Genomic DNA, 23,168 nt, shown 5'->3' with positions numbered 1-23,168 from the left:
GCATAAAGCGTGTCTGGTGTTGTTCGCCGTTATATATAGGAAATACAGAATGATCGGAAAGGACTGGCTCAAATGGATTGCAAACAAGCTGCCACTTTAATGCATGACTATTTGGATGAAGATCTGTCTCAGACAGAAGCGCGCGAACTCAAAGCTCATCTGGATGCATGCCCGTCCTGCATGCAGCGGTTCAAACAGCTGGAGCAGACTGAATTGATGCTGTTTGCTGCGGTTAAAACCTCTGTTCCATCAGCTTCGGATACATTGGTAGAGCAGATCATGCGGAAAATACCGAAGCAGCGTAAGCAGCAGGCTTGGTTAAAGTGGATCAGACGGCATCCGGCGTTGACGGCTGCTGCGCTATTTCTGGTGGTTATGGTCTTCAGTACGCTATCCGTATGGAAGGCGAATGACCAGCTTATTGTAAAGGGTCCTAATCTGGATCAAGTCAAGATAGAAGGACATACGGTCATTGTTCCGGAAGGAACAACCATTGCCGGAGATTTGACGGTGGAGAACGGCAATACGCAGGTATATGGGGAGGTTCAGGGCAACCTGACCGTCATAGATGGAGCCCTTTATCAGGCTTCAACCGCTAAAATTGCCGGAGATGCCAAAATAATCGATCAGGCACTGGACTGGATATGGTACAGGATTACGAACACATTCTCAGAAGTTGCTTATCGTTAAAGTTTATCGGCTTGAAAGATAACAGCCATGGCGCCTCCCTTTAGGGGATCAGGCGTCTTTTTTGCTGTAAAGGGGTAAGCTAGGATACAATAGGGATTAGGGCTAACATCGGAAGCGCTCGTACATTCTGAACCGATAGCCTTGCAACAGCTGGAGGAACGTTATAACCTAGAGGTATTACATACCTAGATGAGGAAAGACCGGGGGTTTTTCGCATGGACTATTTTTCAAATATGACTTGGCAGGAGTCCATTAAGGACATTATCGATATTCTAATTGTTACTTATATAATATATCACCTCATTCTGCTGGTTCGGGGCACCCGGGCCGTCCAACTGCTTAAAGGTATTCTGGTGTTAGTGATCATCTGGGCTGTCAGCACTTGGCTGGATCTCTATACTCTAAAATGGCTCATGAATCAGATGTTCACTTTCGGCGTACTGGCCGTGTTCATCATCTTCCAGCCTGAGCTCAGACGTGCACTGGAGCAGCTTGGCCGCGGTAAGCTATTTGGTCGGAGTACCGCAGATGAAGAGGAGTTCGGGCGGGTGATTTCCCAAATTATTAAGGCCGTGAATTATTTATCACGAAGAAAGATTGGGGCTTTAATTGTTTTTGAACGGGAGACGGGACTGAACGAGTACGTGGAATCCGGAATTCCTATGCAGTCCGTGATTACTTCAGAGCTGCTCATTAATATCTTCATCCCGAACACGCCTTTGCATGATGGAGCTATCATTATTCAAGACAACCGGATTACGGCTGCAGCTTGTTATCTTCCGCTGTCAGAGAATCCATTCATTAGTAAGGAGCTTGGAACCCGTCACCGTGCGGCGATTGGCATAAGTGAGGTTGGCGATGGCGTATCGATTGTAGTATCCGAGGAGACAGGACAGATTTCGCTTGCACTCAACGGACAAGTAGTTCGGGATATTAATGAAGAATCTTTAATTTCTAAGCTCTACGACGAGCTGCGGCCAAAGTCAGCCTCCATCGAGAAGAAGACTCCTTTTTGGAAACGGTGGGGAGTGAAGAAGCATGGATAAATGGTTCAATAACAATAATATTGCGAAAGTGATCGCCCTTTGTATCAGTATTATTCTGTGGGCGATGGTGCACCTGGATAGTACGACGACGGTCGCTCCGGTTACGCCCCAGGTCAGCACGAAGACCATTGATAACTTGAAGATTCAGATCGCTAATTTTGACGAGGATAAATATGTGCTGTATGGCCTTGAGCCGGATAAAGTCCGGCTTGAGGTTGCAGGTAAGCGTACAAGCATCACTTCGGTTTTTTCCGATGATAATTACAAGGTAAAGTTGGATTTGAAAAATGTCACTCCGGGCACAAAGACCCTGCCTTTGATTACAGAGGTTCCTTCCGGGGTAGACGTCGTGGCATTAACTCCGTCTTACGTCAAGGTTACAATTGAGGCTAAAGCCTCAAAGACCTTTGAAGCGAATGTTGTGACCACCGGAGAGCCTTCAGAGGGGCTCCAGATCGGCACACCTGTATTGAAGGATGGAGGGAAGGTAAAGGTCACCCTGCCTGAAAGTGAAATTGGAGAGGTACAAAAGGTGCAAGCCACGCTTGATGTGTCCGGAATTGACGGGTCTATCAAAGGGAAATCCGTAAAGCTTGCAGCTTACGATAAGGCTGGGCAGATTATGAAGAATGCCGAAATTTCTCCTGATACGGTTGAAGTCGATGTCCCGGTCATCAAGCTCTACAAGAGCGTTCCGGTCACAATACAAACGACAGGAAAGCTGCCTGAAGGCTATGCCCTCTCCGATGTGGAGAGCAGCGTAGAGCAGGTCGTCGTATATGGGCCTAAAGAAACATTAGACACTATTACTTCTTACCCGATCACGGTGGATCTAGGCAAGCTGCAGGGACAAAAGGAGTCTGTCTTTACGGTAGACTTGACGCCGCCTAAAGGTTTTGAGAAAATCGAGCCGAGCTCTTTGCAGGTGACTGTTAAAGCAGCACCTTTTATCGCCAGGACCATCGAGGGCGTTCCCATTACGCTGAATAACCTGGGTACCGATTACTCGGCCAAGATATTAACGCCGCCAGGAGGGATTTTGTCCATTCCTGTGGAGGGAACCACAGATCGAGTATCCGGTCTGACGACGAAGGATATTGCCCTGGTCGCGGACTTAAGCGGGCTTGGACCTGGTACTCACAAGCTGACCCTGCAGTTGGATCTGCCGCGTTATGTTCATCTGACCGATGACGCCTCTCTTACGGCAGAGGTTGAGATTACCGCCAAAGATAAGCCGGCTACAACGGCTCCGGGGACAAATAAAGATAAGGAGCCGGATCAGGTGCAGACCGAGCCGGATCAGACTGATGGTGATGCGTCCAAAGGCGGGACCGGTGGGAGCGGCGCCGATGGAGGAACAGGCAGCAGTAATTCAGGGAACAACACAGATGAGAGCAATACAAATTCCACTAATGCTCCTTGAGCAAGTGTCACAGTTTTTGGCTATAACACAATACAATGAACAGAGAATTTAAGAGGAGTGAAACCATGGGGAAATATTTTGGAACGGACGGTGTACGCGGAGTAGCGAATAAGGAGCTGACCGCAGAGCTTGCGTACCGTATTGGACGTGCAGGCGGGTACGTATTAACAGGACAGGCGTCCAAGCCTAAAGTGGTGATTGGCATGGACACCCGGATCTCCGGTTTGATGCTTGAATCTGCACTGGTGGCAGGTCTCTTGTCCATCGGGGCTAACGTTGTACGTCTGGGGGTAGTCTCTACACCAGCTGTTGCTTATTTAACGCGTATTTTGGGAGCGGATGCGGGGGTTATGATCTCTGCTTCCCATAATCCTGTGGAGGATAATGGAATTAAGTTCTTTGGCAGTGATGGGTTTAAACTATCGGATGAAACCGAGCTTCAAATTGAAGAGCTGCTGGATAAAGAAGTGGATGAGCTTCCTCGCCCTGTAGGAGGAGATTTGGGTAGCGTGGAGGTTGACGAGCATTCCAAGCTGAAGTACCTGGAGCATCTGAAATCAACGATTACGTCTTCTTTTGCTGGCCTCAAAATCGTATTGGATTGTGCGAACGGGGCTGCCTTTGAGCTTGCTCCAAAGCTGTTTAGAGAGCTAGGCGCTGATGTCATCACTTTGGCTGCTGAGCCTAACGGGCTCAATATCAATGATCATTGCGGCTCTACACATCCCGAGAAGCTGAAGGAAGAGGTCGTCCGCCATGGGGCGGATCTGGGTCTCGCCTTCGATGGTGATGCAGATCGTCTGATTGCGATTGATGAATTAGGCCAAGAGGTGGACGGTGACCATATTCTGTGCATCTGCGGAGAAGCGATGAATCGCGCTGGAAAATTGAAGGAGAGCACGATTGTAACTACGGTCATGAGTAATATCGGCTTTTATAAGGCAACTGAGCAGCTTGGTCTTAACACCGCCAAGACAGCCGTTGGCGACCGCTATGTGATGGCTGAGATGCGGAAGGGAGGCTATAACCTTGGAGGTGAGCAGTCCGGGCATGTGATCTTCCTGGATTATAATACGACAGGTGACGGAATTCTGACGGCGATTCAATTGGTGGATACCCTCCGGAAGGCTGACAAGAAACTCAGTGAGCTGAAGCAGCTGATGGTTCAATATCCGCAGGTCCTTGTCAATGTTCGTGTGCAGGATAAGAGCAAATATAACGGCAATACTGCGATCGCTGAAGCGATTGCCTCTGTAGAGAAGACCTTGGGGGATAATGGCCGGGTGCTGGTTCGTCCATCGGGGACCGAGTCGCTGATCCGCGTTATGGCCGAGGGCCCAGATAAGGCGGAGCTTGAACGCTATGTAGCAGATATTGCTGGTGTAGTAGAACGCGAACTAGTGTAAGTAGATATATATTTTAGTCCTTTAAAGGGACGAGAGTCACAGCCGCTGGAAATTTGTCTGTTTCTGGCGGCTTATTTTGTTTGTTAGACTAGCTGGAAAGTCTTGTTTTTTCAGAAAAGGCGCATCAATGATTGCAAAACCACTGCAGGATGCATATAATTAATCATATTCGAACATGGAAAGTGAGGTTAGTGAGGTTTACCTAGATTGATAAGCGCCAGAGCTTCCGCCTGGGTCGCGCGAGTATGGAGATCAGCTAATGGCACCCTTATGGGGCAGCCACAGTGGCTGGATTCCTAATCGGCGGAGGGGAAGCTGACGAGGTGGAGGTGTTCGAGTTGTTCGGCGGGGGCCTCCCGGTAGATTCATCCGACCGTAATTCGAATAGCAAAAGGAAGGGGCGACCTTTCCCACAAACTATTCGTTAGGATGCTAAATGTGAAAATGAGTGTACGGGGAAGAACGGAAGATCATGGGCAGATAGCAGACGTACATTCATGGAATCCTTGATAATTGCATAAGGACTTATTGATGTCGACTTGCTGCGCGGGTCTTCTGTTTGGTTCCTCGCATCCTAAAAAATACGAGAAGAACGAACGGAGGATTTTATAATATGTGTGGTATTGTTGGATATATTGGTAAAAGAGATACGCAGTCTGTGTTGATTGAGGGCTTGAAGAAGCTGGAGTACCGTGGTTACGATTCTGCGGGTATCGCTGTTTATACACCTGAGGGCTTGAAGATTACCAAGTCGATTGGACGTCTGGCTAATTTGGAGTCCAAGCTGGAATCGGCTCCGCTGGTTGGCTCTGCTGGTATTGGACATACCCGCTGGGCAACGCACGGTAAGCCTTCGGATGTGAACTCCCACCCTCATACAGATCGTACTCAGAAATTCTCTGTAGTTCATAACGGGATTGTAGAGAACTATCTGGAGTTGAAGGACGAGCTGATCTCACAAGGATACACTTTCGTATCCGAGACAGACACTGAGGTTATTTCTCATCTGGTAGCTCGCGAGTATGACGGTGATATTGTAAAAGCCGTTCAGAAGGCGATTAGCCATATGCGCGGTGCTTTTGCACTTGGCGTACTGACAGAGTATGAGCCTAACAAGCTGGTAGCTGTACGTCAGGCAAGCCCACTGATCATCGGGATCGGAGAAGGAGAGAACTTCATCGGCTCCGACATTCCTGCATTGTTGAACTACACTCGTAAAGTGTACATCTTGAACGACGGGGAAATGGCAGTGCTTACTCCGGATTCTGTCGAATTGATGACAATCGAGGGGAACTTTATTTCTCGGGAAATGATTAATGTCGATTGGGACGAAGTGACTGCAGAAAAGGGCGGCTTCGATCACTTTATGCTTAAAGAAATTCATGAGCAACCAAAGGCATACCGTGACACCATGCGCGGACGCATTGATGAAACTGGCCGTAAGGTGATTATGCCCGAGCTCAAGCTGACACCGGAGCAAATTCGTAACATCCGCAATATTCATGTCGTAGCTTGCGGTACGGCTTATCATGCTGGATTGGTCGGCGGTTCCGTTATCGAACAGCTGGTGCGTATTCCGGTAGCCTTTGATGTGGCATCCGAGTATCGCTACCGTTCTCCGCTGATTACACCTGAGACGCTGGTGATCGTTGTCAGCCAATCCGGTGAGACTGCAGATACGCTTGCAGCACTGCGTGAGGCACAAGCTAACGGTGCACATGTACTGGCTATCACTAACGTGGTGGGCAGCTCGATTGCCCGTGATGCGAATGATGTGATTGCTACGCTGGCTGGACCGGAAATTGCCGTAGCTTCAACTAAAGCTTATACTTCCCAGCTGATCGCTTTCTATCTGTTCGCCTTGTACCTTGCTGAGGTACGTGGAACGCAGAGCGAGGCGGAAATCGCTCATATCATTGCTGCTATGCAGGCCTTGCCTGAGCAGGTTGAGAGCATGCTGGCGAATACGGACTCCATCAAGGCTTATGCAGAGCAAATTTCCAAGCATCCAAACCTGTTCTTCATTGGACGTGGCCTGGACTATGCAGTGGCTCAAGAGGGCTCATTGAAGCTGAAGGAAATCTCCTATATTCACTCTGAAGCTTATGCTGCGGGTGAGTTGAAGCACGGAACATTGGCCTTGATTGAAGAAGGCGTTCCGGTTATTGCCCTGGTAACCCAGGAAGCAGTAATGGAGAAGACAGTCAGCAACATCAAGGAAGTGAAGGCACGCGGTGGGGATGTGATGGCACTCACCTATGAAGAGCATGTAGCTGATATGCTCAAATCCGTGGATCAAGCCTTTGCTATTCCTAAGACACTGCCTATGCTCGCTCCAGCAATCTCTGTAGTGCCACTTCAACTACTCGCTTACTATGCTTCTCTGGCACTGGGTCATGATGTGGATAAACCACGTAACCTGGCGAAGAGTGTAACGGTGGAGTAAGAGGTAGATTTTAGAGGTCTTAATGTTAGATGATAAAAAAGTCGTGAACCAGTAAAAGATGTCGTGAACCAATAAAAAATGTTGTGAACCAGTAAAAAAAGTCGTGAACCGAAATGCAAGATGAATGATTTTCAGCATCTACAAGGGAGCCCGAGCGTTTGATTCGTGGCTCCCTTTTAAATGCTAAAAAAACATTATACATACTTTATAATTAGTGGTGAAAATGTTGAATGACATTGGCCATAAAATAAAATGTATCCATAAAGAAAACAATTCAAACCAAGTTCAATTTGCAAAAAGCATAGGAATTTCTCATCGGAACCTGAGCGAGATTGAACTGGGAAATAGTAACCCATCTGCAGAGACATTAATACCTATTCGTACACAACTTAGATAACGTAGCTAGCAAAGAGCAGTAAAGGCCTGAATCCGGCAGGAAAAGCGGAATTTAGACCTTTGCTGCTCTTTTTTAAATATCGTTGGATTGAACAAGCGTTTTAGGAATTTATGGATATCATGGAAGAAGTGGATGAAATCACGTTGAAATGAAAGGATTTGACCTTTTTTGTGGTTTGACAATCTTCATTGGGGAGGTTTAACATGTAATTAATTAAATAATTTACCAAAATAGGGGTGTTGAGGCTGGGATGTAGTGATGTCTGAGACTGTTTTTGAATGCCAGGAGAAGGTGCGAAGACTTGCCGTTAAGATTGTGAAGCATTATCGCGGCAAAGGTCCGGAGAATGTAAAGGTTAGCATGGAGGATGACTCCTTAATCATTATAGAGATTCGTGGAATTCTCTCCAGTTTATCTGAAATTCTGCTCAAAGAAGGTGCGGTACATTTAGTTACAGAATATTGGAAGGTGCTGAAGCCTTATTTGGAGAGAGAGTTTATGGCAGAAATCGTAGAAACGCTTGGCAGCCCCTTTACATATACCTGGAAGATCGAAGACCTGAATCCAGGGGATAGGGCAATTATTATTCAATTGAATAAATCGGTTTGATTAGAGAGAATGGACTTTTGCTCCTTAGCTTTTTAATAAGCCAGTACATTGTGTATTTCTGATTATACCTTGTATTGGCTTATTTTTTTGTTGCTATAATTGTGCAAAAAATCACAAGGAGAGGTGAGGAACTATGGAGAATAAAGTGCTGACTGTATGTCCTTATTGCGGAAGTGGTTGTCAGATGAATTTAATTGTTGAAGAGGGGAAAATTGTAGGCGCTGAACCAGCGGATGGAAGAACGAACGAAGGGAATCTGTGCCTTAAGGGTCATTATGGATGGGATTTCCTGAATGATCCGCAGATTCTTACCGCCCGTATCCGCAAGCCGATGATTCGTAAATCAGGGACACTGACAGAGGTATCCTGGGAAGAAGCCATTCAGTATACAGCCGAAAAACTAACAGCAATCAAGGAAAAGTATGGACCGGATGCAATCATGGGAACCGGTTCAGCCCGTGGCCCGGGAAATGAAGCCAATTATGTCATGCAAAAATTTATGCGCGCTGTTATCGGAACCAATAATGTTGACCATTGCGCTAGGGTATGTCACGGGCCGTCCGTAGCTGGGCTTACCTATTCGCTAGGGGATGGCGCAATGTCCAATTCAATTCCTGAAATTGAGGACACGGATCTGTTGTTTATTTTTGGATACAATGCAGCGGTTACCCATCCCATTGTGGCGAGAAGAATTGTGCGTGCGAAACAGAAGGGCGCAACGATCATCGTAATCGATCCCCGCAAGACGGAGTCGGCCCGCATTGCAGATACTTGGCTGCCCCTCAAAGGCGGCACGAACATGGCGATTGTTAATGCCTTTGGTCATGTGTTAATTGCTGAGGAGTTATACGACAAGCAGTATGTTGAGAAATATGTGGAAGGTTTTGCGGAATATAAAGCCACTGTACAGAAATATACACCTGAATATGCGGAGAGCATTACAGGTGTGCAAGCGGCTGAAATCCGCAAAGTAATAAGGCAATATGCGAGTGCGAACAAGGCGATGATCTTGTACGGTATGGGGGTATGTCAATTTGCCCAAGCCGTGGACGTTGTAAAGGGTCTGGCTTCACTGGCGCTTCTGACCGGTAACTTAGGCAGACCTGGCGTCGGGATTGGTCCGGTCCGCGGCCAAAATAATGTACAGGGTTCCTGCGATATGGGGGCATTGCCAAATGTCTATCCGGGGTACCAGTCTGTTACGGATGACAAGGTCCGTAAAAAATTTGAAAAGGCCTGGGGAGTGGCTCTACCTCGCAAAGTCGGGTATCGGATTACCGAGATTCCTCATCTCGTTCTAAAGGAAGACAAGGTGAAAGCTTATTATATTTTTGGCGAAGATCCGGTGCAGAGCGATCCGAATGCTTCAGAAGTGAGAGAGACACTGGATAAATTAGAATTTGTAATTGTCCAGGACATCTTCATGAACAAGACGGCCCTGCATGCCGATGTGATTTTGCCAGCCACCTCCTGGGGTGAGCATGACGGGGTCTACTCCTCAGCTGATCGTGGATTCCAGCGGATCAGAAAGGCCATCGAGCCTCCCGGTGAAGTAAAGCCCGATTGGCAAATTATCAGCGAGCTTGCCACGGCGATGGGCTATCCGATGTCCTACCGGAACACGGAAGAAATATGGGATGAAATGAGGGGGCTCTCCCCGTTGTTTGCCGGAGCCAGTTATCGGAAGATGGAAGAACAGGGCAGTGTTCAGTGGCCTTGTCCGTCAGAAGATCATCCGGGCACACCGTATTTATATGAGGGGAACCGGTTTACCACTTCCAGCGGCAAAGGACAGCTGTTTGCCTGTGAATGGAGGGCACCGCTGGAGCAGCCGGATCAGGAATATCCGTTGTCCTTGTCCACAGTGCGTGAGGTAGGGCATTATTCGGTTAGGACGATGACCGGCAACTGCCGTGCTCTTAGTCAACTTTCGGATGAGCCTGGTTTCATCCAGATGAGTCAGGAGGACGGATCAAGCTTAGGGATTGAAGACGGCCAGCTTGTACATGTTGTATCCCGCCGAGGCAGAGTGTTAGCCCGGGCACAGATCAGCAACCGTGTCAAAACCGGAGCCACCTATATGACCTACCATTTCTGGATTGGGGCCTGCAATGAGCTGACGGGTGATTATCTGGATCCGGTCTCCAAAACTCCGGAATACAAGTATTGTGCGATCCGCATCGAGAAAATTGCAGATCAACTGCGCGCGGAACAACAGGTTCAGCAGGAATATGAGGCGCTCAGAGCGCAGATGCATGTGGAGGCGAGACCGGTATGAATAATGTACAGCCGAGTCCGTTTGTCATTGCCGAAGCGGGCAAATGCATAGGCTGCAAGGCGTGTGAACTGGCATGTTTCGCAGTTCATAACGATCACAATGGGGTTGTGGCGGCTGTGGGCACTGTTACGGTACCGGTTATTCCCCGCCTGCATGTCATTCGAACAGAGAGCTTCACACTGCCGGTTCAATGCCGTCAATGCGAGAATGCGCCTTGTGCGGAAGCCTGTCCGGTTCAGGCGATCCGGCGGGAGGAGGGGACAATAGTTATTCATGAAGAGAGCTGCATAGGCTGCAAAGGCTGTGCCATGGCCTGTCCGTTTGGTGCCATCAGTCTGTATAAAGCGTACAGCAACGGCAAGGTAGTCCCTCAGATTCAACTGAAGGAGCGGCAGCATAGCGCGATGGTACGTAGCGCCAAAGTGATCGCCTATAAATGTGATTTATGCCGGACCAGGGACCATAAGGACGGAGCTATGGGAAACGTTCCGGCTTGTGTAGAGGTCTGTCCGGTAGAGGCACTGTCACTGGTTCATCCGGATACCAGTGTATCCAGGTCACGGACAGCAGCAGCTATGCGACTGTAATACCACTTCAATTCAGAAAAGAAGGTTGCGCTATGTCGTATAAGGATCCAATCATTCATATTGACGAACAATTATGTACCGGCTGCAGACGTTGTGCGGCTGTATGTCCTGTGGATGCCATTATCGGCGAACCGGGCCACCCGCAGACTATTGATGCTCATCGCTGCGTCGTTTGTGGACAGTGTGTGCAGATTTGTACCGCTTATGCTGCGGACAACGAGTCGACGACAGCCTTACGAGCGGTAAAGTTACAGGAAAGAGGGCAGCTCCCCAACGTACGTGAGCCTTTGTTCGCTGCTTATTCGTCAGGGGATATTCAAAAGGTAAAAGCTGTTCTGGCTGATCCGAAACGGTTCAAGGTGGTGCAGTGTGCCCCTGCGATCCGAGTATCTCTGGCGGAGGAGTTTGGGCTGCCCTTCGGCACTTTAACCCCGGGGAAAATGGCGGCGGCGCTGAGACGGCTTAAGTTTGACCGGATTTATGATACAAATTTTGCTGCGGACGTGACGATTATGGAAGAGGGCTCAGAGCTGATTGGCAGAGTGATGTCAGGAGAGCGGCTGCCAATGTTCACCTCCTGCTGCCCGGCCTGGGTGAAGCATGCGGAGACGGTAGCACCGGAGCTGCTGGAGCATTTGTCCAGCTGCAAGTCCCCGATGCAAATGGCTGGAGCTTTGTTCAAGACCTACGGAGCGGAGCTGGATGGAATTGCACCTTCGGATATTTTCAGCGTCGCCGTTATGCCCTGTACTTGTAAAAAATTTGAATGCAGCAGAGAAGAAATGAGTGTGAACGGTTGCCGTGAAGTGGATGTAGTTATTACTACAAGGGAACTGGCCAGCTTAATCAAGGATCAAGGCATCGATTTCATTCATCTTCCCGACGAGCCGTTTGATTCACCGCTGGGCAAATACTCAGGAGCAGGCTCAATCTTCGGCGTCACAGGCGGTGTGATGGAAGCTGCGATACGAACGGGGTATGAACTGATCACCCATGAGCAGATTCCCAATCTGCAATTGGATTTTGTCAGGGGAGAGGAAGGCATCCGGACGGCAGAAGTTCAGATTGGCGAATTGGAGCTCAAAGTGGCAGTAGTCGCAGGACTGAAATATGTGGATGCTGTTTTGGCAAAAGTTGCAGAGGGCACCTGCCCGTATCATTTCATTGAAGTGATGGCTTGTCCCGAAGGCTGTGTCAGCGGCGGCGGACAGCCCAAGCTCCTGTTGGAAACGCAACGGAAAATTGCTTATCAGGCCAGAAAGAGCGCCGTTTACCGCCACGACTCTCATCAGAAGGTCCGCAAATCTCATGAGAATCCAGATATTATCAAATTGTATAAGGACTTCTTAGGTGAACCGTTAGGCCATACTTCACATCATTTGCTGCATACCAAATTTGTTGACAGAAGTTTAAAGGAGGAGATGTCATGAACCGGTTTGTCATTGCCGATCCCGATAAATGTATAGGCTGCCATACTTGTGAAGTGGCCTGCGTAGTTGCCCATGCCGGGAATAATATGTTTCTTCAAGAAGAGAGCGGGGCCGACTTCTATCCCCGGTTGACAGTCGTCGAGACCGGCGAAGTTACCGCACCGGTGCAGTGCAGACATTGCGAGGATGCTCCTTGTGCCAATGTGTGCCCGAATGGCTCCATTACGAACAAAGACGACAGCATTTTCATCAATCAGGATAGCTGTATTGGTTGCAAGACCTGTATGCTGGTATGTCCTTATGGGGCGATTACAATGGTTCCGGCACATAAAGGTGGCCAAAAGCAACTTCAATCCGGGCTTCGTTCCAATACAGCGGGTTCATGGAGCCGCAAGGAGAGAATTGTGGCGAACAAATGTGATTTGTGTGAAGGTAGCGGAAATGGCCCGGAATGCGTGCGGGTATGCCCCACCAATGCACTCCAATTCACCGTACCAAGCCAGATTGAGGATTCCATTTCCCGAAAAAGACTGGCCAGTGCGCAGTCATTACTGCAGTTCGGCGGTTTTCCGCATCTCTAATTCAGTCACTATAACGCAGAAAGCAAGGTGGAGCGTTTGTCCGATATCTTGGTCGATCACTTTGGACGTTTACATAATTATGTACGTATCTCCGTTACAGAGCGCTGCAACTTGGGCTGTCAGTATTGCAATCCGGGCAGAGTAGAAAAGGCTGTGGAGGGTAATCCGCTTACCTTTGACGAGATTGAACGGATCGTAAGGGTACTCGCTGAGATGGGGGTAACCAAGGTGCGTCTTACCGGAGGAGAACCGTTGATTCGTCCGAACCTGGAAGAACTGGTTGCCAGGTTAAGGGCCATCTCCGGGATCGAACGTGTCGGTCTGACCACGAATGGACTGCTGCTCGCCCCCAAAGTGCAGAAGCTGCGTGATGCCGGGCTTACAGATCTCAACGTCAGCCTGGATTCTCTAATTCCAGAACGCTATTCCAGAATCACTGGGGGCGGCGATGTCAGCAAGGTGTTGCATGCTTTAGCAGCTGGTTTTAAGGCTGGCTTCGAGATACTGAAGCTGAATATGGTCTTGATGAAAGGTGTAAACGATGATGAAATTGAATCCTTTCTACAGCTGACTCAGAAATATCCGCTGCACGTCCGCTTTATTGAATATATGCCCATGGGTCATGATATCAACGGATGGGAAGCGGGATATATGCCTTTGGATGGAATACTGGAGCGCTGTGTCAAGGCTGGTTTTAGTCTTGAAGCAGGTCCAGACTCGGGTAGGACAACTGATGAGCCGACTGAAAAAGCAGCAGATTCCGGCCCGGCCCATTATTTTCGCATCCAAGGTGCGGCAGGGCAATTTGGCTTGATTCATCCGGTCAGCCAGCATTTTTGTAATTCATGTAACCGGCTGCGTATTACAGCAAACGGTCACGTTAAGCCGTGCCTCTTCTGGAACGAAGAGCTGTATATCCGGCCTTACATCGCTCAATCAGAGCTGCTGAAGCAATTGTTTCTGCGCGCCTTGGAAGCCAAACCTGGCCAGCATATAATGATGGACCAACCGGGTAGCAAGCCACCCTTGAAGGCCACAATGCGCCTGATGTCGCAAATTGGGGGGTGAAAAACATTGAACGACGATCCAATGTTTCGGGTGGAATCGGATGCTCTAGGGAGTGAAACGGTTCCTAGTGAGGCTTATTATGGAATTCACGCGGTAAGGGCGCGGGATAATTTTACGGTCAGCGGCCGGCCGGTGAATCCGCGGATCACGCGGGCCATTGTAATGGTGAAGAAAGCGGCAGCCAAAGTAAATGGCAGGCAAGGGAATATTTCCGAGCAGGTGGCGTCGGGTATTTTATCCGCTTGCGATGAAATTCTGCAAGGCCAGATGGATAAACATTTTATTGTGGATGCGTATCAGGGCGGAGCGGGAACGAGTACGAACATGAACGTTAACGAGGTGATAGCCAATCTGGCCATCGAGAAACTTGGTGGACATAAGGGGGATTACCGGCTGGTCCATCCGATAGATCATGTGAATCTCTATCAATCTACCAATGACGTGTATCCCACTGCCATGCGAATTGCGATGATTCCGCTGCTTCGCTCGCTTAGTGAAGAGTTTGCCTCTTTTCAGGAGGCATTGCAGGAGAAGGAGCGGGAATACGCCGATGTGTTAAGGTTAGGACGGACGGAACTCATGGACGCACTGCCTATCATGGCCGGACAAAGCTTTGGAGCTTATGCCAAAGCGGTTGCACGGGACAGGTGGAGGCTGTACAAGGCGGAGGAACGGCTTCGGGAGATTAACCTTGGAGGAACGGCAGTGGGCACAGGAATGAATGCCCCCCTTGCTTATATTTATGCCATTGCAGAAGAGCTGCGGGAACTATCCGGAATGGGGCTGTGCCGCAGCGATTTTCCGATGGATGGCACACAGAATATGGATGTATTTGTGGAAGTTTCAGGTTTGCTCAAAGCTGCTGCGGTGAACTTGCTGAAGATATCTGGCGATTTCCGGCTGCTTAATTCCGGGCCCTCCGGCGGAATTGCAGAATACATCCTGCCGCCCATGCAGGTAGGTTCTTCAATCCTGCCCGGTAAAATGAACCCGGTCATCGCAGAGATGGCCGGGTCAGTCGCTATGAAGGTGATCTCCAATGATACAGCAGTCACTTTGGCGGCGGCCAGCGGACAGCTGGAGCTGAATGCCTTTGCTCCTTTAATCGCAGAATCTCTGCTTGAATCTCTTGAAATTCTTACTGAGGCTGTACGGCTCTTTCATGAGCGATGCGTGCGTGGGTTGAAAGTCGATACTGCGCATTGTCTGGAGCATTTGGAACGCTCTGGCGTCATGGCTGCCGCAGCGGTGACGTATCTGGGTTATGACGCTGCAGCTGAACTGGCTAAGTCTGCGGCGGCCTCGGACCGGCCGTTAAAGGAGATTTTGCTGGAACAAGGACTGATGACGAAAAAGCAGATCGATGCCATTCTGCACCCGCTGCAGGTTACCAAACCAGGCATCCCTGGAAGATCAAGTGATTTATAAAGGTTCTAGGATAACGAAGGAGCGCATGTTATGAGCTTAAATAATACCCCGCGTGGAGAACGAATGCACATTGCAGTCTTTGGAAGGCGTAATGCCGGCAAATCCAGTGTGATTAACGCTTTAGCCGGTCAGGAGACGTCCATTGTTTCTCCGGTAAGCGGGACAACGACAGATCCGGTTTATCAACCGATGGAACTGCTGCCGGTGGGACCGGTAGTGCTCATTGATACCGCCGGATTGGATGATAGCGGAAGTTTGGGTGAACAGCGGATTCGCAAAACAAATCAGGTTCTGAGCAAAACCGATCTGGCGCTGCTGGTGATAGACGCTGTCCAAGGAGTAGGTGAATTTGAGCACAATCTTTTACAGAACCTGTCTGTCAAGAAGATTTCGGTCATTCTACTTTTGAACAAAGTAGACTTGCTCGAAGAGCATGGTGACGGTGAGGAACCCACTGTAGTGGCGGCAAAGGTAGAAGAACAGCTTCATTTGAAGCCAGTGCTATTCAGTGCTCTCAGGAATACTGGGATCAAGGATCTAAAAGCTTCAATCGTCCGGGAGCTGCCGAGGGACGAAGACCGGTTCCGGCTAGTGGGAGACCTGCTGAATCCCGGAGACTTGGCTGTTCTGGTAGTGCCGATCGATAAGGCAGCACCTAAAGGAAGACTGATTCTGCCCCAGCAGCAGACCATTCGCGACATCATGGAATGTGATGCAGTTGCTGTTGTCACCAAGGAACAGGAGCTTGGACACACGCTCAAGATGCTGGGACGCAAGCCAAATGTGGTCATCACGGATTCACAGGCATTTCTTAAGGTTCAGGCAGATACCCCAAAGGATATCCCGCTCACGTCCTTTTCCATATTGTTTGCCAGGTATAAGGGGGATCTTCCTCAGCTTGTACGCGGGGTTCGCGCTATTGGTCGTTTGCAGGACGGAGACCGGGTACTCATTGCGGAAGCCTGCACGCATCACCGGCAATCCGATGATATTGCTTCTGTGAAGATTCCCCGCTGGCTGCGGGAACTGACAGGCAAGCAGCTTCAAATTGAACATGCCGCAGGCAGCGATTTCCCCGCAGGACTCGGGGGTTATTCACTGATCATTCACTGCGGAGCATGTATGTTGAACCGCAGGGCGATGCTGGGGAGGCTTGAAGAGGCGGAACATGCGGGTGTTCCAATTGTGAATTATGGTGTATTTATTGCCTACGTGCAGGGGGTGTTCCCAAGAGCCATCGAAATGTTTCCGTCTGCAATGCTAGCCTGGGAGGAGGGGGTATACCATTAATGCGTATATTAAAGCGGGGGTGTTCCAAAAGCCATCTGAATGGCTGCTGGAACACCCCCTTTTTGTGACAGCGTACATTGGGTGCGACCTAAAACCGTAGATCTCGTTCGCCGTTACGGATACGCTGAAGTTGCTTTAGGGTCGCTTTTTTGACCGATTCCTTGGGGATGCGCTCCAGATTGTCATGAATCGTCTGCTCTCCAATGGCCTGCATCTCCTCATCGGCGTAATCCAGCAGGTATTCCTGAAACGTCATCAGGGAGTTCGGCTGACAGACATTATGGATTTGACCGGATTTTGCCAGCTGCATGAAACGGTCTCCCGTGCGGCCTTCCCGGTAACAGGCGGTGCAGTAACTCGGCACATACCCGTCCTGGCAGAGACTTTTGATGATTTCCATAGGGGAGCGGTGATCGCCTACCATGAATTGCGGTTTGTCATCTTTATCTCTGTTCACACTGTATGCGCCAACACCCGTGGCGGAGCCTGCGCTGATCTGGGAAATGCCCAGTTTGATTATCTGATCACGAAATTCAGCGTCTTCGCGTGTAGAGAGTATCATTCCTGTATAGGGAACGGCTATTCGCAGAACGGCGACGATTTTGGCGAAATCCGAATCGCTGACCAAGTAAGGGTAATTGTGCAGGTTCACATTCTCCGCTTCGCGCAGGCGGGGGACGGAAATCGTATGCGGTCCGCAGCCATAGGCCTGTTCCAGATGCTCGGCATGTTTTAACATGGCTATCGTTTCATATTTATAATCATAGAGCCCATACAGGACACCGATACCAACATCCTCGATACCCGCTTTCATGGCCCTGTCCATGGCGGTCGTATGCCAATCATAATCACTTTTGGGTCCTTGAGGATGGTATTGCTTGTAACTAGGTCTATGATAAGTCTCCTGAAATAAAATATAAGTTCCAATTCCCGCCTCAGCCAGCTTGATGTAGTCATCGATTGTTGTTGCAGCGATATTGACATTGATCCGGCGGATACTGCCATTGTCCAGCTTCGTATCGTAAATGGTCTTTATGCAGTCGAGAATATAATCGATGGAACAATTGCGGGGATCCTCACCTGCTTCCAGCACAAGCCGTTTGTGTCCCAGAGACTGCAGAACGGTAACTTCCTGAGCAATTTCATCTGAGGTTAAGCGGCTGCGTGTGAATTCAGAATTGGAATGTTTGTAACCGCAGTACACGCAATTATTGACACAGTAGTTGCTGACATAGAGTGGTGCGAACAATACAATCCGGTTGCCGTAGATTCGTTCCTTGATATCTCTGGATACCTGATAAATCTCATTCAGTGTTTCCTGATCTTCCACATTTAAGAGAACAGCTGCTTCTTGTGAGGTCAGTCCTTTACATTGTCGGGCTTTCTCAAGAATTGCTGACACCTTGGCCCGATCCGATCCCGCATTTTCTCCAAATCGCAGCGCTTCTTTGATCTCTTCGTCCTGAATGAAATCCGCCGGACGACTTTCATTTACTCTGCTCACGAACATCCACTTCTTTCTGGGTTTATTATTAGATTGACAAGCAGACTTGAACTCTTCCAACTCGGTTGCGAGATGACAACAGGCTGATTCGCTGGCTTCCTTACAATGGAACGTGCTGTGCAGAAGTGCGGGATAGATGATTCAGACTATCTCCCCGGCCCATATCCACATGGAATCCGGCAGCTTCAATCCGCTGTTCCAGACAGAATCTGCATTGGGCGGATTCGTCGCCCAGACAGATTTTGTTATTATAGAGCGTATATTGGGCTCGTACATTCAAAGGAGAGAGATTAGGCATGACCACATTGGCGCCTGCTTGCAACGCCAGCTCCCGCCCGTTCGGGTGAGCGGTTCCCATGGCTGTTGTAGCAGGGATTAGGGCTTTCGGCACGAAGAGGCGGGCAAGAGCAATCATATCCAGTGTATTTATTACTGTTCCGGCCGGCTCGTCCTTTAAGGGTGTGGCGTGATGCGGCAAAAAAGGGCCAATGCCGATCATATCCGGTTCTAGCGCCTTAAGATATAGCAGGTCTTCAGCCAAATCCTCGGGCGTTTGACCGGGTAAACCAACCATAAACCCTGCACCCACCTGATAGCCGAGGGACTTGAGAGCCTCCAACCGATTCCGGCGACTGTCAAAGGTCATGGTCGGGTGCAGGGCTTGGTACAGCTTACGGGAGGCTGTCTCATGGCGCAGCAAGTAACGGTCAGCTCCGGCCGCGAGCAGTGTAGCGTAAGTCTCATCATCCCGTTCACCAATCGACAGTGTTACCGCGGTATCCGGATAGAGTGTTTTAATGCGTGTAATGAGCTTGGCCAGCTTCTCAGTGGTGTACCAGTCGTCTTCTCCGCTCTGTAGAACAAAGGTACGATAACCCAGCTCATATCCTTCCCGGCAGCATTCCAAGATTTCTTCAGGTTGGAGCCGATAGCGGCGGACTGTCTTATTGCCGGAGCGTATGCCGCAATACAGGCAGTTCTGTTTGCAAATATTGGAGAATTCGATCAGCCCACGCAAAAATACACGGTCGCCATAACATTCCATTCTTTTCAGATGGGCCAGATGATGAAGCCGCTTTTTTAGATTCTGGTCCGGGTTCCTCAGCACAGCAATGATCTCTTGAGCTTCCAGTGATTCTTCTTCATATAATCGATCTAGCAATTGTTCCGTTGACATCACTCCCTATCCTGGAGGGGATTAATCATATAACCAAAAAATAACAATTGCGATTACCTAGAAAAAATTGTAACAAAAGTAAAAATAGAGAACAGTGACTTTTGTGCTTGAAATTTGAGATTCACGGAGGGGGGAAAGCGGGACAGCCGGAGATTCGATCCGGACGGGTATACACATTACATGAATTCTGACGAATGAAACCAACGGTGGTGATTCCTAACTGTTCCGCCAGCTCAAGCGCTAGTCCGGTGGGGGCAGATTTGGACAAAATCATTTCACAGCCTATTTTGGCTACTTTCAATAAGATTTCCGAAGAGATCCGTCCGCTGAAAACAATAATTTTGTCATTGAGTTCCAAATCTTGCTTCAGGCAGTAGCCGTAAATTTTGTCCAGTGCATTATGACGACCAATGTCGCTGCGGGCCAGCAGCACCCCGCCGGCATCGCAAATTGCAGCAGAATGGACGCCACCGGTGCGGTGGAACAGCTCTGATCCGGTTTGCACTTCCTCCATTAAGCGGAAACAATCGTCGAAAGAAAGTGATGCATGTACCCCGTCCGCAATTTTGGCCGTTCTGGCATCATTAATGTAGACGAAGCCATGCCGGCTAGACCCGCAGCAGGAAGTTACATATCGTTTGGCAAACAGCTGACGGTGTAATGGGCTTAAGTGGTCTATAGTTACGTGGACGAAACCTTCTTCTTCCTGACTCCAAATCGCCTTGATATCCTGGAACCCTCTAATGATTCCTTCGGATGCCAAATAACCGATTACCATGTCCTCGATATATTCAGGCGTGCATACCAGAGTGACGAATTCATCACCGTTTATTTTGATTGTGATCGGATGCTCCGTAACGATAAGATCTTCTTCCATCGTGATATGTCCACTGCGATAACGTATAATTTCCCCATGCCGCTCGGATGCGAGTTTCAAAGCAATCATCCTTTTTTGTTAGAAATTGAATATCTCAACATTTCCTTTAAATGATAAATAATACCATTTTAAAACACGTTATTACTACATCACTTTTTATAAAAAGTGTCAATTTAATATCTCACATATGGCCTTTGCATTCTTCATGAATCGGAGCTATTTTAGGAGTTGAACGCTATGGTAAATGGGTCTTCTGATATTACTGATAATGCAGAAGGAAGGGCATGTATTAAACTATGAGTATCAAAAATTAGGAGATCAATTTAGAATTATCCGCAAAACAAACAGAATATACTAGAATGAATTTTCAAACTTGATTGGGATTTCTCAAGCAACATTAAGTGAAAGTGGGGCAGGGAAAATAAAGTTGTAGACTGAGAGCATAAAGCTTTAGACTTGCGGGTGCTTCATTACGCTAACAAGGCAGTTTAGTTCAATGAATCCGCCAATCTGTCGAAAAGGTTTGGACTGGTGACACCACACGTTCAAGTCTTTAGCTTCGCTCAAATGTTCAAGCGCAGGTTCTTTGCTAGGCATTCTTTTTATTTGTAAGGAAGAGACTTGGAATGAAGATTACCGCTAGAGCAATAGCGGATAATAAAAATCCAGATTGATAACCCTTTAAATTATTTGCAATGGTTGGCTGCAATCCTTGTAGGGCAGCTGCGACAACGGTTGCGATAACAGCTGAACCAAAGCTTGAGCCCAAGTTCTCTATAATATTAATCCCAACACCTGCTTCAGGAAGTTGTTTGCTGTCAAGTCCTGTATATGCATCACTTGTCAAAGGAAGACTGATTCCTCCAACACTGGCACCACGAATAAACAAGATAATGGAGATCCAAATCATACTTGTTTTATCGGTGATAAAGATAAGCGGAACAGACCCAACAAGTGCAAGTACTAAGCTAACCATAACCACGTATTTCGCACCGATCTTGTCAATCATTTTTCCTATCAAAGGTCTGGTCACAAGCATCCCGACCCCTTGAGGAATTAACGCAAGCGCTGCTTCGGTCGCCGTGAAATGACGAAAGTTCTGGAAGTACAAAGGAAGAATTATCATAGGTCCCAGGATAGCAGCATTTGTCAAGAATAACCCGATGCTGGAGGCTGTGAAGCTCTTATGTGCAAATAAATTCAATGGGAGCACGGTTTGATTTTTTCTTACTAGATTATATACGAAGTAGATGACGGCTAAACACAGGCCAACGCCAACCCAAATAATAGTTTCGCTATTGTTAAATGAAGCATGGTCCGCGGCTTTCGTAATTCCATAAATCAATGCCGCACTCATTAGCGACAAATCGATAATTCCAAAAAAATCGAGTCTACTATCTTTGTTGAACGGTTCAAAATGGGGCACCTTTTTCATCATAAACGGGGTAGAAACCAAAACGATGAACACGTTTATAAAGAAAATCCAGCGCCAGGATGCCCCTTGAACAATGAACCCCCCAATAACAGGTCCTAAGATGGGACCGAAGATCATTGGGGTACTGACGATTGCCATCACTCTGCCCAGATTTTCTTGACCCGCTGTTTTGACTAAAAGCGTGAACATTAGCGTGGTAATTACTCCAGCGCTAAAACCTTGAAGCAAACGGAAAACGATGAAGCTGGAAATGTCCCAGCTAACTCCTACTAAAACAGAGATTACACCAAAAGCGATGACGGCCCCAACGAAAATTTTCTTGCCGTTAAATTTGTTCATAAGCCAGCCGGATATGGGAACCGCAACCGCAAGAGCTAAAACATAACCAGTAATCGCCCATTGAATAACATCCAATGTTGTGCTGAAGTCCTTCGTCAGTTTGTCGATGGCGGTATTCACCATCGTGGAGTCAAGCATAGGGGCTATAGCTCCAAGTGCAATAGCCCAGGCCGCCATAAGGACTTCTTTGGGTAATCCTATTTTCTTCATTTTATTTTTTGCCATTTTATTCTCCTCTTAAAAAGTTATTTTGTTTCCTAGTCAACAAAATGATATATCATTTTAGTTTCCTGGTCAACAAAATTACGTCCGTAAAAAAGCAAAGCAGCTATCTCTGAAAAGAGACGGCTGCCTGTGGTTTCACTTTCAATATTCAAATTTTTCAGCTTAATTAATTTCTAGACCCTGTTTCTTTATTTCTGCATCCAGATGATGACTATACTTTTTCATGAAGCTAAGCATACTTTCAAATTGTTCCTCGGTTACCTGTCCAAATATGTCTTTATCCCGCTCTTGAAATTCTCGGTGCAGATCTTCATGGATATTATAAATTTCCTTCCCTTGCTCAGTGAGCCTAAAATAGACTTCTTTCTTATTATCAGGCTTCTGGTAGCATTCAATGAGGCCTTTCTCCATAAGCCTCTTCGTTAGTTTACTTATGGCGCCTTTGGTCATATATAGGGATTGCGCAAGTTTTGTTACATTTGGATCTACATTTCTTTCAATGTATTCAATACAATGAACTTCTGAAGGTTTATGGCCCTTAAGACTGTCTTCCAACTTATTTTTATTAAGCCAAACCATCTTGTTAAATAAGTCCCTGAATTCCATCATGACCAGTTCCTGTTTGTTCATGGCCGTCTGTCCTCCGCCCTTTGGTAAACTACAACAATTATATTGATTTTTTGTTTCTGCTTCAACAATAGTTCGCTTTGGCGCACATAGCCTGATAATCCGGCCAATAATTAAACTAAAATGTAATATAAAATTTACAGATCGACCAATTCACTACTTTGTAAAATAAATACAGATATAACCGGTGACGTTCCGAAAAACAGATGTATAATTACAAATAAAGGATCTGTTTATATTATCAAGGAGGTAAATGTGAAAAATAACAACAGCTTTATTATCGCTTTATTCCTTCTTCTTACAGC

Annotated in this window: 19 protein-coding genes; 14 read left to right on the top strand and 5 right to left on the bottom strand. The window is 47.9% G+C overall.

The genetic code is table 11. The features are described from left to right. The first annotated feature begins 72 nt into the window (after positions 1–72). From DCC85_RS19245 to hydF, 14 genes are all read left to right on the top strand, one after another. Positions 73–690: a zf-HC2 domain-containing protein gene (locus DCC85_RS19245; protein WP_108467017.1), complete on the top strand. Its 618-nt coding sequence runs from the start codon at positions 73–75 to the stop codon at positions 688–690. A gap of 215 nt (positions 691–905) precedes the next feature. Beyond that, positions 906–1,736, top strand: a complete 831-nt coding sequence (gene cdaA, locus DCC85_RS19240; RefSeq protein WP_108467016.1) for a diadenylate cyclase CdaA — start codon at positions 906–908, stop codon at positions 1,734–1,736. After that, complete coding sequence (locus DCC85_RS19235; protein WP_108467015.1) at positions 1,729–3,159, top strand: CdaR family protein; 1,431 nt, start codon at positions 1,729–1,731, stop codon at positions 3,157–3,159. Before cdaA ends, DCC85_RS19235 begins: the two co-directional genes overlap by 8 nt. Before the next feature lie 65 nt (positions 3,160–3,224). Further along, complete coding sequence (gene glmM, locus DCC85_RS19230; RefSeq protein ID WP_108467014.1) at positions 3,225–4,565, top strand: phosphoglucosamine mutase; 1,341 nt, start codon at positions 3,225–3,227, stop codon at positions 4,563–4,565. 613 nt (positions 4,566–5,178) lie between these two features. After that, entirely contained in the window at positions 5,179–7,011 is a 1,833-nt protein-coding gene (glmS, locus tag DCC85_RS19225; protein ID WP_108467013.1) for a glutamine--fructose-6-phosphate transaminase (isomerizing), read from the top strand. Positions 7,012–7,234: 223 nt separating this feature from the next. Beyond that, complete coding sequence (locus DCC85_RS23760; protein ID WP_108467012.1) at positions 7,235–7,408, top strand: helix-turn-helix transcriptional regulator; 174 nt, start codon at positions 7,235–7,237, stop codon at positions 7,406–7,408. A gap of 258 nt (positions 7,409–7,666) precedes the next feature. Continuing rightward, positions 7,667–8,017: a Na-translocating system protein MpsC family protein gene (locus DCC85_RS19215; RefSeq protein WP_108467011.1), complete on the top strand. Its 351-nt coding sequence runs from the start codon at positions 7,667–7,669 to the stop codon at positions 8,015–8,017. 133 nt (positions 8,018–8,150) lie between these two features. Continuing rightward, positions 8,151–10,295: a formate dehydrogenase subunit alpha gene (fdhF, locus tag DCC85_RS19210; protein WP_108467010.1), complete on the top strand. Its 2,145-nt coding sequence runs from the start codon at positions 8,151–8,153 to the stop codon at positions 10,293–10,295. Beyond that, the gene (locus DCC85_RS19205) at positions 10,292–10,882 is read left to right on the top strand and encodes a 4Fe-4S dicluster domain-containing protein (protein ID WP_108467009.1); all 591 of its coding nucleotides are present in this window, start codon (positions 10,292–10,294) and stop codon (positions 10,880–10,882) included. Before fdhF ends, DCC85_RS19205 begins: the two co-directional genes overlap by 4 nt. 32 nt (positions 10,883–10,914) lie before the next feature. Then, positions 10,915–12,312 (top strand): [FeFe] hydrogenase, group A, encoded by a 1,398-nt coding sequence (locus DCC85_RS19200; protein WP_108467008.1) that lies wholly within the window; start codon positions 10,915–10,917, stop codon positions 12,310–12,312. Then, the gene (locus DCC85_RS19195) at positions 12,309–12,893 is read left to right on the top strand and encodes a 4Fe-4S dicluster domain-containing protein (RefSeq protein WP_108467007.1); all 585 of its coding nucleotides are present in this window, start codon (positions 12,309–12,311) and stop codon (positions 12,891–12,893) included. The genes DCC85_RS19200 and DCC85_RS19195 overlap by 4 nt, the downstream gene beginning before the upstream one ends. Before the next feature lie 36 nt (positions 12,894–12,929). Then, positions 12,930–13,961, top strand: a complete 1,032-nt coding sequence (gene moaA / locus DCC85_RS19190) for a GTP 3',8-cyclase MoaA (RefSeq protein WP_108467006.1) — start codon at positions 12,930–12,932, stop codon at positions 13,959–13,961. Between the two features lie 21 nt (positions 13,962–13,982). Then, a complete protein-coding gene (locus DCC85_RS19185) occupies positions 13,983–15,389 on the top strand; it encodes an aspartate ammonia-lyase (RefSeq protein WP_108467970.1) in 1,407 nt (468 codons plus the stop codon). A gap of 30 nt (positions 15,390–15,419) precedes the next feature. Then, entirely contained in the window at positions 15,420–16,679 is a 1,260-nt protein-coding gene (gene hydF, locus DCC85_RS19180) for a [FeFe] hydrogenase H-cluster maturation GTPase HydF (RefSeq protein ID WP_108467005.1), read from the top strand. Positions 16,680–16,767: 88 nt separating this feature from the next. On the opposite strand, the gene hydG is transcribed toward hydF, so the two are convergent. The 5 genes from hydG to DCC85_RS19155 form a co-directional block, all read right to left on the bottom strand. After that, positions 16,768–18,183: a [FeFe] hydrogenase H-cluster radical SAM maturase HydG gene (gene hydG / locus DCC85_RS19175; protein WP_442789501.1), complete on the bottom strand. Its 1,416-nt coding sequence runs from the start codon at positions 18,181–18,183 to the stop codon at positions 16,768–16,770. Positions 18,184–18,283: 100 nt separating this feature from the next. Beyond that, a complete protein-coding gene (gene hydE / locus DCC85_RS19170) occupies positions 18,284–19,360 on the bottom strand; it encodes a [FeFe] hydrogenase H-cluster radical SAM maturase HydE (RefSeq protein ID WP_108467003.1) in 1,077 nt (358 codons plus the stop codon). A 121-nt stretch (positions 19,361–19,481) separates the two neighbouring features. Next, entirely contained in the window at positions 19,482–20,306 is an 825-nt protein-coding gene (gene fdhD / locus DCC85_RS19165; protein WP_108467002.1) for a formate dehydrogenase accessory sulfurtransferase FdhD, read from the bottom strand. A 520-nt stretch (positions 20,307–20,826) separates the two neighbouring features. Beyond that, a complete protein-coding gene (locus DCC85_RS19160; RefSeq protein WP_108467001.1) occupies positions 20,827–22,236 on the bottom strand; it encodes an MDR family MFS transporter in 1,410 nt (469 codons plus the stop codon). A gap of 162 nt (positions 22,237–22,398) precedes the next feature. Next, positions 22,399–22,866 carry a MarR family transcriptional regulator gene (locus DCC85_RS19155; protein ID WP_108467000.1) on the bottom strand — a complete coding sequence of 156 codons (468 nt, stop codon included), beginning with the start codon at positions 22,864–22,866 and terminating at the stop codon, positions 22,399–22,401. Positions 22,867–23,168 lie beyond the last annotated feature (302 nt).

The sequence above is a fragment of the Paenibacillus sp. CAA11 genome, assembly GCF_003060825.1.
Taxonomy (GTDB): domain Bacteria; phylum Bacillota; class Bacilli; order Paenibacillales; family Paenibacillaceae; genus Fontibacillus.
The sequence above is the reverse complement of the archived record's forward strand: the minus strand, read 5'-3'. Positions and strand labels throughout refer to the sequence as shown.